Here is an 11,986-nt window from a genome sequence, read left to right on the forward strand (position 1 = left end):
GACCATGATGACCGATCTCTATCAGTCCCAGCGTGCCATGCGGCAGATGCGCAGGCAGGCGATGCAACGCGGCGTGGTTGCCATTCTGGATATCGGCAGTTCCAAGATTGCCTGCCTCGTGTTGCGGTTCGATGGCACCGGACGCCTGAGCGAAGACAACAGCATCGGATCAATGGCCGGTCAGACCGGGTTCCGCGTGATCGGGGCCAGAACCACCCGTTCGCGCGGTGTGAAGTTCGGCGAAGTCTCGGCAATGCAGGAGACGGAAAGCGCCATCCGCACGGTTCTGCAGGCGACGCAGAAAATGGCCGATATTCGCGTGGACCACGTGATCGCCTGTTTTTCGGGTGCCAATCCGCGCTCATACGGTCTGGATGCGCAGGTCGATCTTGAGGGGCAACTGGTGACCGAGGCCGAGGTTGGCCGGGTCCTGAACGCCTGTGACGTGCCTGACTATGGCGCGGGGCGCGAGGTGCTGCATGCGCAACCGGTAAATTTCGCGCTGGACAACCGCTCGGGCCTGATCGACCCGCGCGGGCAGATGGGGCAATCGCTGGCGGTGGACATGCATATGCTGACCGTCGATGCCGTGGCGATCCAGAACATTGTGCGCTGCATCAAGCGCTGTGATCTGGAATTGGCGGGGATCGCAAACTCGGCCTATGTGTCGGGCATTTCCGCGCTGGTTGAGGACGAACAGGAACTCGGCGCGGCCTGCATCGACATGGGTGGCGGTACGACCAGCGTGTCGATCTTCATGAAAAAACATATGATTTACGCCGATTGCGTGCGGATGGGCGGAGATCACGTCACAGCTGATATCTCGATGGGTCTGGGCATTCCGACGGCGGTGGCCGAACGGATCAAGACCTTTAACGGGGGTGTCCACGCGACCGGTGCCGACGACCGTGATCTGATTGATATCGGCGGCGATACCGGCGACTGGGAACATGACCGCCGCACGGTCAGCCGGGCCGAACTGATCGGCATCATGCGTCCGCGTGTCGAGGAAATTCTGGAAGAGGTCCGTATCCGCCTGGACGCTGCGGGGTTTGACCATATGCCGATCCAGCAGATCGTTCTGACGGGTGGCGGCAGCCAGATCATGGGGCTGGACGGGCTGGCCACGCGTATACTGGGGCAACGGGTGCGGCTGGGCCGCCCGCTGCGTGTACATGGCCTGCCGCAATCGGCGACCGGGCCGGCGTTTTCGTCTGCGGTCGGGCTCAGCCTGTTTGCGGCGCATCCCCAGGACGAATGGTGGGACTTCGAAATCCCGGTCGACACCTATTCCGCGCGACCCTTCAAGCGTGCCGTGCGCTGGTTCCGTGACAATTGGTAAGTTCGCGCGGATTGCGGCGCTGATCGCCCTGACCCCGTTGGCGGCGCAGGCCCAGACGCGCATCACACCCGAAGCTTTCCTGAATGCGGTGCAAGGCAAGACCGTCAAGTTTCATGACTATCCCAGCGGAATTCTGGTTGGGACAGAGGAATTCCTTAGCCCGACGCGGTCAGTCTGGCGCATGGTCGGGCGCGGCTGCGTCTATGGTCAGATCACAACGCCCAACGGGCAAATCTGCTTTTTGTACGAAGATGACCGGGACGGGCTGCCGGTATGCTGGTGGCCGTTCCTGTACGAAGACCGTCTGATGGTCCGGTTGGCCACCTTTTCCAACGCGGAGATTCAAGAGGTGCGCAGCATGACCGAGGACGGTTTGAATTGCCCAAGTGCCCCAATTAGCTAAAGAAACGGGTTGCAGGCCACGCCATAATCCAGCAAGATATCCACAAGGCCCGTCAGAGGCCCCGCGGCAGGACCTGAGCAGTTTACCGCAACCAGATAAGTCGCAAGCCCCTAAGTGACGCGCGTTTCGGCGACGCCGCGCGAGTCGCTTGTTTTGTGGTGTCCGGGGGCCACTCCGCAATATCTGGCGATCAACGCGAAATACCGCCGCCTGCTGCCTTATTTCCTCCATATTTTGTGGATTCGCGCGATTTTTGGCGTGACCTTTGCGGTTTCGAGCGGTAGAATTGTTAGCGGATAGGTAAGAAAAACACCGCTTTGGCGGGTCAATAAAACAGGCGGACAGAGCATGACATTGAATCTTTCGATGCCCGGGCACGACGAACTGAAGCCTCGGATTACAGTTTTTGGCGTTGGCGGTGCAGGCGGCAACGCTGTCAACAACATGATTGAAAAACAGCTGGACGGCGTCGATTTCGTGGTCGCCAACACTGACGCGCAGGCGCTGCAACAAAGCCAATCGTCCGCGCGGGTGCAGCTGGGCGTCAAGGTCACCGAGGGTCTTGGCGCAGGGGCGCGCCCGACCGTAGGTGCCGCCGCAGCCGAGGAAAGCATCGAACAGATCGTCGATCATCTGGCTGGCGCACATATGTGTTTTATCACTGCTGGTATGGGTGGCGGCACAGGAACGGGGGCGGCGCCGATCATCGCGCAGGCTGCCCGTGAACTGGGCGTTCTGACCGTCGGCGTTGTCACCAAACCCTTCCAATTCGAAGGCGCCAAGCGGATGCGTCAGGCCGAGGACGGCGTGGATGCACTGCAAAAGGTCGTCGACACGCTGATCATCATCCCGAACCAGAACCTGTTCCGTCTGGCTAACGAAAAGACGACCTTCACCGAGGCGTTCTCGATGGCGGACGACGTTTTGTATCAGGGTGTTAAAGGCGTAACCGACCTGATGGTGCGCCCGGGCCTGATCAACCTCGACTTTGCCGATGTTCGCGCCGTGATGGACGAAATGGGCAAGGCGATGATGGGTACTGGTGAAGCCACCGGCGAAGATCGCGCGGTTCAGGCGGCTGAGAAGGCGATTGCCAACCCGCTGCTGGATGAAATCAGCCTGAAGGGCGCCAAAGGCGTGTTGATCAACATCACCGGCTCGCACGACCTGACGCTGTTCGAACTGGACGAAGCTGCCAACCGCATCCGCGAGGAAGTGGACCCCGAAGCCAACATCATCGTCGGTTCGACCCTGGATACCGCGATGGAAGGCGGCATGCGCGTTTCGGTCGTGGCGACAGGTATCGACGCCAGCGAAAAGCACGACGATGTGCCGGTTGCGCGTCGCTCGATGTCGGCACCGCTGACCCGTACCGTTACGGCAGAGGAACCGCAGCAGGATGAGACCCCCGCCGCTGCGCCCGAGCCTGTCGAAGCTGCAATGCAGCCGACAGAGGTGAATCGGGAACCGTCGCTGTTTGAAACGGCCGAAGAGCCGGCGCAGCCGCAGTTCCAGCCGCAGGTCGAACAGGATGATGACGGTCTGCCGCCGCCGGCCTACCAGCCGCGCGTTGCGGAATTTGAACCGACACCAGAGCCGGTCGAGCCCGCCCCGGAGAACTATGTCGCGCCCCAGCCACAGGCCGCCGCAGGCACGCCATCACCCGAAGCGCTGCAGCGTTTGCAGGCCGCGGTGCAGAACGTGCCCGCGTCCGAGCGGAGCCCGTCAATGGTTCGCCCTCAGACGCCGCAACCGGCCGCCGAGCCACAGGCAGATGCGCAGGATCGGCCCCGGTTTGGCTTTAACCGCCTGATCGACCGGATGACCGGTCACGCGGCGGATACACCCGCTCAACCAGTCCGTCAGCAGCCCGTGATGCGCCAATCTGACGCCACGGCACCTGCGCATGATGAGGCCGACCCCGAGCAGGACCGGATCGAAATTCCGGCCTTTCTGCGCCGTCAAGCCAACTGATCACGGTAACAAAATCACCAAAAAGGGTCGCCGTTTGGCGGCCCTTTTCTTTTAAAATACAGCCTCTTGACTGTCTGTAAGCAGGCTTTTGCCGATCTGTTACATTCATGTTTCATTCAGTTACAAAGAGTGAGTTGAGCCTTGACGCTTGCTTCCTTAACTGAGTGTCCAACACGGCACACCAAAGGCCGGACACCACTCACCGAGGTTCACCTTGCAACATACGCTCAAATCTCCGATCACGTTTACAGGCGTCGGGCTGCACAGCGGCAAGCCTGCGACGATGGTCCTGAAGCCGGCAGCCGCCGGCCACGGCGTCTGGTTCAAACGGACGGATATCGAGCTGGGCAATGCGTTGATCCCTGCGATCTATGACGTGGTCGAGCGGACCCCGCTCTGCACCCGTCTGGTGAACGAAGCAGGCGTCTCGGTATCGACTGTCGAACATATCATGGCCGCGCTGGCAGGCTGCGGTGTGCACAACGCGCTGATTGAAATCGATGGCCCCGAAGTTCCGATCATGGATGGCTCGTCGATTGAGTTCGTGCGCGGGATCATGACCAAGGGCGTGCGCCGTCAGGCCAGCCCGGTTCTGGCATTCGAGGTTCTCAAGCCTGTCACGGCAACACGCGAAGGGGCCAGTGCCTCGATCGCGCCCGCGGACAGGCTGGTTATCGACTTCCATATCGATTTTGAAGATGGCGCCATCGGCAGCCAGACCAAAACGCTGGATATGCGCAACGGCTCGTTCGCGCGCGAACTGAGCGATTGCCGCACTTTCTGCCGCCGGACCGATGTCGAGGCGATGCGCGAAAACGGTCTGGCCCTTGGTGGTACGCTGGAAAACGCCGTTGTTGTTCAGGGCGACGAAGTGCTGACCCCGGGCGGTTTCCGCCACGAGGACGAGGCTGTGCGCCACAAGATGCTGGACGCGCTGGGGGATCTGTACCTGGCGGGTGGCCCGATTCTGGGGCATTTCACCGGTGACAAATCCGGCCATGCCATGACCAACACGCTGCTGCGCAAACTGTTCGAAACGCCCGGTGCGGTTCGTCCGGTCCTGTGCACACCCGAACAGGCCGCGCGCCTGCCGGGACAGGGGCTGGTGTGGGACGAAATCCCCGAAGTTGCCTGAATAGATCAACTCTGTCGACAATTCCGCCAAAGGGCCTACTAAGGCGTTTTGCCCCGGAATTATATGTGCTAAACCAAGCCCCAATCCGGGGCTTGCCCCAATAAGCAATACGACAAGGATATGCGGAATGGTTGGCACCAAAGCGGCAGTCAGATTCGCAGGGGCAATTCTTCTGGCAGCAGTTTTGACGGCATGCGGCGACAGTGGCGCAGACCGCGATCAGAACCTTGAGGGGTTCACTCCAGAACAGATTTTTACGCGCGGTGAGTACGAGCTTTCGCAAAATCGCTCGGATGATGCGGCGTGGTACTTCTCGGAAGTAGAGCGCCTGTACCCGTATTCGGACTGGGCCAAACGGGCGCTGATCATGCAGGCGTTTTCGTTCCACGCAGACGAGAATTACGAGGAAAGCCGCGCCGCGGCGCAGCGCTATATCGACTTCTACCCGACGGATGAAGACGCTGCGTATGCGCAATACCTTCTGGCCCTCAGTTATTACGATCAGATCGATGAGGTCGGGCGTGATCAGGGTCTGACCTTTCAGGCGCTGCAATCCCTGCGCACCGTGATTGAGGTGTACCCGGACAGCGAATACGCCACCTCGGCGGTGCTGAAATTTGACTTGGCCTTTGACCATCTGGCCGGCAAAGAGATGGAGATCGGGCGCTATTACCTGCGTCAGGATCACTATACGGCGGCCATCAACCGGTTCCGTGTCGTGGTCGAGGATTTTCAGACCACCACCCACACGGCAGAAGCGCTCTATCGTCTGATCGAGGCATATCTGTCGCTGGGTCTGGTGGACGAGGCGCAATCGGCGGGTGCCATTCTGGGCTATAACTATCAGTCGTCTGAATGGTATGACGCAGGCTACAAGCTGCTGACCTCGCGCGGCCTGGACCTCAAGAGCCGTGGCAACAACTGGCTGAGCCAGATCTATCGCCAGACAATCAAAGGTGAGTGGTTGTAATCGCCATGGTTAAAGGCGTGGGACGCTAAGACCCGATGCTGCGCGCCCTGGATATCCGCGACATGCTGATCATTGACCGGCTGGAACTGACGTTTCAGCCGGGCCTGAACGCGTTGACCGGTGAGACCGGCGCGGGAAAGTCGATCCTTCTGGATTCACTGGGGTTTGTGCTGGGTTGGCGGGGTCGCGCGGAACTGGTGCGTCAGGGCGCTGCGCAGGGTGAGGTTGTGGCCGAATTCGAACTGCATGGCGCCCATCCTGCCCACGCCATTCTGGCCGAAGCCGGCTTGCCCGGTGGCGAGGAACTGATCCTGCGCCGCGTCAACACCGCCGAGGGTCGCAAAACCGCCTGGGTCAATGACCGCCGCTGTTCAGGCGAGGTCTTGCGGGCGCTGTCCGAGACCCTGATCGAACTGCACGGCCAGCACGACGATCGCGGTTTGCTGAACCCGCGTGGACACCGGGCGATGTTGGATGATTATGCCGGGGCAGGCGACCACATCGCGGCCGTCCGCGCGGCATGGGCCGAGATGTCGCGCGCACGGAAGGCATTGGCCGAGACCGAAGCGACACTTTCAGCCATGCGCGCCGAAGAAGAGTTTCTGCGCCACGCCGTCGCCGAACTGGACAAGTTGGACCCTCAGCCGGGCGAGGATGCCGAGCTTGATGCCCGCCGCCGCATGATGCAGGGGGCCGAGCGCATCCGTGACGATGTTGCCCGTGCTTATGACTTGCTGGGCGGCGAGGGGGCCGAAGGGGCAATGTCCGATGCCGTACGCTGGCTTGAGGGCGTCTCGGACACTGCAGGCGGACAGCTAGAAGAACCGATCGCCGCGCTGGGGCGCGCCCTGATCGAACTGGGCGAGGCGCAGGATGGCGTCAATTCTTGTCTGCAGGCGCTTGATTTCAACCCGGCCGAACTGGAAGCTGCCGAAGAACGCCTGTTTGCAATCCGTGCGCTGGCTCGCAAACACGATGTCGCCCCAGATGATCTGGGCGCGTTTGCCGATACCCTGCGCGACCGTCTGAACCGGCTGGATGCGGGCGATGCCGATCTGGCCGAACACCACGCCGCGGTCGAGGCCGCGCAGGGCGACTATGACGCCGCCGCCGCCGTTCTCAGCACTGCGCGCCGGCAGGCGGCCGGGCAGTTGGATGCTGCCGTCATGACGGAGCTGGCCCCGTTGAAAATGGAACGCGCCGTGTTCCAGACCGAAATCACGCCAGCGGATCCCGGTCCCGAAGGGACCGACGCCGTGGCCTTTACGGTTGCAACCAACCCCGGCGCGCCGTCCGGACCGCTGAATAAGATCGCCTCGGGCGGGGAACTCAGCCGGTTCTTGCTGGCGCTCAAGGTCTGCCTGACAGGTGATGACAGCGCCCGCACGATGATCTTCGACGAAATCGACCGGGGTGTCGGCGGCGCGACTGCCGATGCAGTTGGCCGCCGTCTGGCGTCGCTGGCGCAGGGCGGGCAGGTGCTGGTGGTGACACATTCGCCGCAGGTTGCCGCCCGCGCGGCACATCACTGGCGGGTGCAGAAACAGGTCACCAACGGGCAGACCCTGTCGACGGTTGTTCCATTGGCCGATCCTGATCGCGTCGATGAAATTGCCCGCATGGTGGCTGGTGACACCATCACGGACGAAGCCCGCGCCGCCGCCCGCGCCCTGCTTGAGGCATGACGTCCTCACAGCCGCGCGATCCGTCTTTTAACTGTGCGCCCCGTGGCTTACTAAAGGATATGTAATTATCCCCGAGGTCCAATGACCCAATCAACCCGCACCGTTCTGCGCAACCAGCTCAATCAGGCTCTGGCCGCGATCAAGGACGCCTGGCGGGTGATGCTGCGTCGTGGTCCCAGCCAGATCCAGTTCTGGTTTATCGCGCTGGCCATCGGAATCGCGGCGGGGTTCATGGCACTGGGGTTCCGCAAGGCGATCCGGGCGCTGCAAGCTTATGTCTACGATACCGAGGATATTCTTCTGCTTCACAGCCACGCGGAAAAACTGCCCTGGTTCGTAATCCTGATCACGCCGATCATCGGCGGTCTGGTCGTGGGTATCATCCTGCACAGGTTCACCGATGACGGCCGGGTGCGTTCGGTCGCGGATGTGATCGAAGGCGCGGCGGTGACCGATGGCAGAGTGGAAACCAAGGCCGGTATCGCATCGTTTCTAGCCTCGTTGATCACGCTCAGCACCGGCGGGTCCACGGGGCGCGAGGGGCCTGTCGTGCATATGGCCGGCGTGATTTCGACCTGGGTCAGCAACCGTATCCATGCAGACGGCATCACCGGCCGGGACCTGCTGGGCTGCGCTGTGGCCGCTGCGGTTTCGGCCAGTTTCAATTCGCCCATCGCCGGCGCTCTGTTCGCGCTTGAGGTTGTGCTGCGCCATTTCGCCGTGCATGCCTTTGCCCCCATCGTTATAGCATCGGTCGCGGGCACGGTGATCAACCGGTTGGAATATGGCGACGTGACCGAATTTGTTCTGGAAACGCCCGGTTCACTGCAATTCTATGTCGAGCTTCCCGCGTTTCTGCTTTTGGGGCTAATCTGCGGCTTGGTTTCCTTGTTGCTGATGCGCTCGATCTTTTTCGCCGAGGATATCGGCAACCATATCCAGAGCCGCCTGTCCCTGCCGCGCTGGCTGCGTCCGGCGGTGTCCGGGGCGATGCTGGGCCTGCTGGCGATCTGGTTCCCGCATATTATCGGTGTTGGGTATGAGACCACGATCCGCGCTCTGGCCGGTGACCTGTTGCTGACATCGGCGATCCTGTTTGCCGTCATTAAAACCGTCGCGCTGGCCATCACGATGGGGGGTAGGATGGGCGGCGGCGTCTTCTCGCCCTCGCTGATGATCGGTGCACTGACCGGTCTGGCCTTTGGTCTGATTGCAACCGGGTTGCTGCCGGACGTGTCTGGTACGCACACGCTTTATGCGTTTGCCGGAATGGGGGCCGTAGCTGCCGCAGTTCTGGGCGCGCCGATCTCAACCACGATGATCGTCTTTGAACTGACCGGTGACTGGCAGATCGGGCTGGCGGTGATGGTCTCGGTCTCGATGTCCACGGCGCTGGCTTCGCGCCTGGTGGATCGGTCCTTCTTCCTGACACAGTTGGAGCGCCGCAACGTGCACTTGGCCGCGGGACCGCAGGCATATTTGCTGGCGATGTTGCGGGCCGGGGCGGTGATGCGGCCCATCGGGGACGCCCGTTCGATTTCCCGAGACGAGGCAATGGCCCTGATCGAAAAGGGTCTGTGCGTTCAGGCCAGCGCAACGCTGGAGGCCGCAATGCCCTATTTCGACCGTGATGACATCCCCTGCATTCCGGTTGTGGTGATTGACGAGGACGGGTGCGAAAACCCGGTTGGTGCGCTGTATCATATCGACGCGCTCAAGGCTTATAACCGCGCGCTGGCGGCGACCGCGGCCGAGGAACATTCCTAGTTGCGATACACAGTCGCCGTATCGCCGAGGTAGTTGTCCCACGCGAACCAGTAAGAAATATGGCCGGCAACCCTTGGCAATTGCGCGCCGTCCGGTCCGATCAGCGCCTCTTCGGTCAGGGTCCATTTCCGCCCGGCCTCATCCACCAAACCGGCCTGTGAGGCCGTGAAACGGTTCGATTTCCGCTCATAGGCCCGCACCGCGCGTTTGTCGGGGTTGCCGATCAGAACAAGCGGACGACTGGCAATTGCGTCGTTGATCACGCGGGTTCTGTCGAACGCGTCCAGAGGCCACGCCCGCGCGGCACCAAACTGGCGGATGGCAAAGACGTAATCCTTCTGCCGATGCTGCGACTGATCCACCAGTGCCGGGAACATCAGGTTGGGCGAGGCGAAATACTCGCGATAGACAACACCTGAACCGTAATTCCTGCGGTGTCCGGTGTTGAGCGACAGAACCCTCGTGTCGGGATGCGAGGTCTTCCAGCTTTCCCAAGTCGTGATAACGACCGGGCGCTGTTTCAGCTCGATACCGCTGTCGACCAGAGGGCCGACAACCGGCTTGCCGGTGTATTGGTTCCACAGGGAATTCGTCTCGCGGTCGAACATCAGCTTGTTCGAACGGTAAAGGAAACCGGATGAACCAAAGACCAGCGGCTTGCTACGCCCCGCGACCTTTGTTTCGAACAGGATACCCGACCCGCAGAGCGTACAATAGGCCAGCGCCACGGGAACACCGCCGATCACCTCATTGAACATCTCGTGCCAGCCCATGATCCGAAGCGGGTAGGCGCGCTCATCCCCGTTAATCGAAACGCCGAACACCAGATCGTCCGGCTTGAGGTAATCTGCACGTGACGCATCGATCAAAGTTGGGTTGTCCAGCGAGGGGATGCCGTCCTTGTACACGCCGCCCCAGGATATTTCTTCCAGCCGGATCTGCATTCTGTTGCGTTGCAGGTATTCGGGGCGCAGAAAGACGCTGAAATTCGGGTCTATACCCAGCAGAACCTCGCGTTTGAACGCAATCAGCGACGGGTGCGGAACAAGCTGCGGATTTCCTTCCTGCCACAACATCCAGTCGAACCAGTCGGAGCCGATGTCTTCGCCGGTCAGGGTGTCCATCACCTGCGCGATCTTGCGACTGCGCCGTTGGGCATATCGCATACCGGTCAGCAAGGCCGGGACAACGTCCGGGTTTCCGCGCTGAACCAGATAAGCCATGCCCTGTTCAAATTCGGACGTGCTGCCGTATAGGGTGGTTCGCACGGCCTCAAGAACCGGGTCCTGTTGGGCCCAAAGCGCCCCGGGCGCAACCGCTCCGGCCCCCAGCAAGCCTGCGAAGCTGCGACGTGTGATCGACATGGCATCCTCCGGTGGTGAACCTGCCTATTGTGCACCGTTCGACGATCACATGCATTCAACAGCCGCGTGAGCGTGGCTTAACCCGAATGGGCCTTGGTTTCTGAAGCGGCGTGTCTCTGTCTGCCTTCAGCGGCAATAGGGTCCGCTGCGCTGCGCCAGATCGAAATGGAAATGATCGGCGTGAAACCGGTTCGCCTCGGGGCCCAGCACTGTGCTGAACAACCCGCAAGCGCCGCGGTGCAGCTCTCGCAGCACTTCGTTCGTTTCTTCGGCCTTCCACCCATCCAGAACTGAAATTACCGTTCCGTCGTTCAGAACGAAGGCCGAAATATCAATCGCGCGCCCCCTTGCATGTTCCGACAGGCGCGCGCCAAGCCTGTTGTTCTGCGTCCGGCAGGAATAATGGCCGGACAGGCGCATGCCTTTCAGCCCGCCCCCGTGATCGGCAAAGGCCGGTATGGCGGTGTTCTCGATCCATGTTTTGAAGGTAATCGCGGTCCAGCAATCCATCAGCGCCAGTTGGCTGAGCGCGACGTCGGCAACCCGGTGTACCCGAACCGGCTTCACGATACCGCAGCCCCGGTACTTGCCCGCGAATGTATCAAGCGTTTCACCGAGAATGGTCCAGTCGTCACAGACCGCGCCGCGTTCACGCATCTGTTCCCTCCCCAGGGCGATCTTGCGAAATTTGCAGGGCCGCACTTGCGGACGTTTGGAGGTTGCCACCGCCGGGTCTTGCGCACTTGGCTCAACAGGCTGTGAGGCCCCACCTTCAACCTCATCAAACTCGACAAACTCCGAGGTTGTCGGGAACGGCGTTTCGCTGCAATCCGGTTCGGCCTCGGCGGATCCGGCGCAAAATATCAGGCAGGCAGCCAGTGCCCGGATGGCAGCCAGTGCCCGGATGGCAGCTTGGGATCGTGCCGCCAGCGCTGTTGCATCAGCGCGCAACAGCCGCGCTCGCTAAATTTGCTCCACTTTGACCGAGTCTTGTGGGTAAAACGCCAGATGGTCGCGAATGTCGGCCACGGCGGGGATCGGGTCCTCATAGCTCCAGACCGCGTTTTCGGTGATCGAGGATTTGTTGACGATTGAGAAATGCGTGGCATCCCCTTTGCCGGGACAGTGGGTGACCTTGTCGGTTTTGTCCAGAAACGCCATCGCCACATCGCCGCGCGGGAAATAGATCACTGGCGCCTTGTCGCCCTCCAGCAGCTCCAGCGCGTTTGTGGTCTCGCCCAGAATGGCGCCGCCTGAACGCACGCTCCACTTGCCCGGTGCTTTACGGATCGTGATCTGATTGGTCATTTCTTCGCCTTCCCTCATCGTCTCGGGGCCTACCCCAT

Annotated in this window: 10 protein-coding genes; 7 read left to right on the forward strand and 3 right to left on the reverse strand. The window is 61.2% G+C overall.

Annotated features, from left to right (window positions below; genetic code table 11):
* Positions 1–7: 7 nt before the first annotated feature.
* The 7 genes from ftsA (at position 8) to ACXAC3_RS09160 (ending at position 9,276) form a co-directional block, all read left to right on the forward strand.
* Positions 8–1,342 (forward strand): cell division protein FtsA, encoded by a 1,335-nt coding sequence (gene ftsA / locus ACXAC3_RS09130; protein ID WP_475163394.1) that lies wholly within the window; start codon positions 8–10, stop codon positions 1,340–1,342.
* Entirely contained in the window at positions 1,329–1,745 is a 417-nt protein-coding gene (locus tag ACXAC3_RS09135; protein ID WP_475158987.1) for a hypothetical protein, read from the forward strand. The genes ftsA and ACXAC3_RS09135 overlap by 14 nt, the downstream gene beginning before the upstream one ends.
* Before the next feature lie 348 nt (positions 1,746–2,093).
* Entirely contained in the window at positions 2,094–3,719 is a 1,626-nt protein-coding gene (ftsZ, locus tag ACXAC3_RS09140) for a cell division protein FtsZ (RefSeq protein WP_475158988.1), read from the forward strand.
* 214 nt (positions 3,720–3,933) lie between these two features.
* Positions 3,934–4,854, forward strand: coding sequence for a UDP-3-O-acyl-N-acetylglucosamine deacetylase (gene lpxC / locus ACXAC3_RS09145; protein ID WP_475158990.1), 921 nt, complete (start codon positions 3,934–3,936; stop codon positions 4,852–4,854).
* A gap of 127 nt (positions 4,855–4,981) precedes the next feature.
* Positions 4,982–5,824: an outer membrane protein assembly factor BamD gene (locus ACXAC3_RS09150; protein ID WP_475158995.1), complete on the forward strand. Its 843-nt coding sequence runs from the start codon at positions 4,982–4,984 to the stop codon at positions 5,822–5,824.
* A 35-nt stretch (positions 5,825–5,859) separates the two neighbouring features.
* Positions 5,860–7,509, forward strand: a complete 1,650-nt coding sequence (gene recN, locus ACXAC3_RS09155) for a DNA repair protein RecN (RefSeq protein WP_475158997.1) — start codon at positions 5,860–5,862, stop codon at positions 7,507–7,509.
* A gap of 81 nt (positions 7,510–7,590) precedes the next feature.
* Positions 7,591–9,276, forward strand: coding sequence for a chloride channel protein (locus ACXAC3_RS09160; RefSeq protein ID WP_475158999.1), 1,686 nt, complete (start codon positions 7,591–7,593; stop codon positions 9,274–9,276).
* On the opposite strand, the gene ACXAC3_RS09165 is transcribed toward ACXAC3_RS09160, so the two are convergent.
* The 3 genes from ACXAC3_RS09165 to ACXAC3_RS09175 all read right to left on the reverse strand — a co-directional run bounded on the left by ACXAC3_RS09165 (position 9,273) and on the right by ACXAC3_RS09175 (position 11,948).
* A complete protein-coding gene (locus tag ACXAC3_RS09165) occupies positions 9,273–10,640 on the reverse strand; it encodes a DUF3179 domain-containing protein (protein ID WP_475159001.1) in 1,368 nt (455 codons plus the stop codon). The genes ACXAC3_RS09160 and ACXAC3_RS09165 overlap by 4 nt on opposite strands.
* A 126-nt stretch (positions 10,641–10,766) precedes the next feature.
* A complete protein-coding gene (locus ACXAC3_RS09170; protein ID WP_475159003.1) occupies positions 10,767–11,591 on the reverse strand; it encodes an extensin-like domain-containing protein in 825 nt (274 codons plus the stop codon).
* A 12-nt stretch (positions 11,592–11,603) separates the two neighbouring features.
* Entirely contained in the window at positions 11,604–11,948 is a 345-nt protein-coding gene (locus tag ACXAC3_RS09175) for a DUF427 domain-containing protein (RefSeq protein WP_475159007.1), read from the reverse strand.
* Between the last annotated feature and the right edge of the window lie 38 nt (positions 11,949–11,986).

It is taken from the genome of Ruegeria sp. ABV4_181 (genome assembly GCF_056158465.1).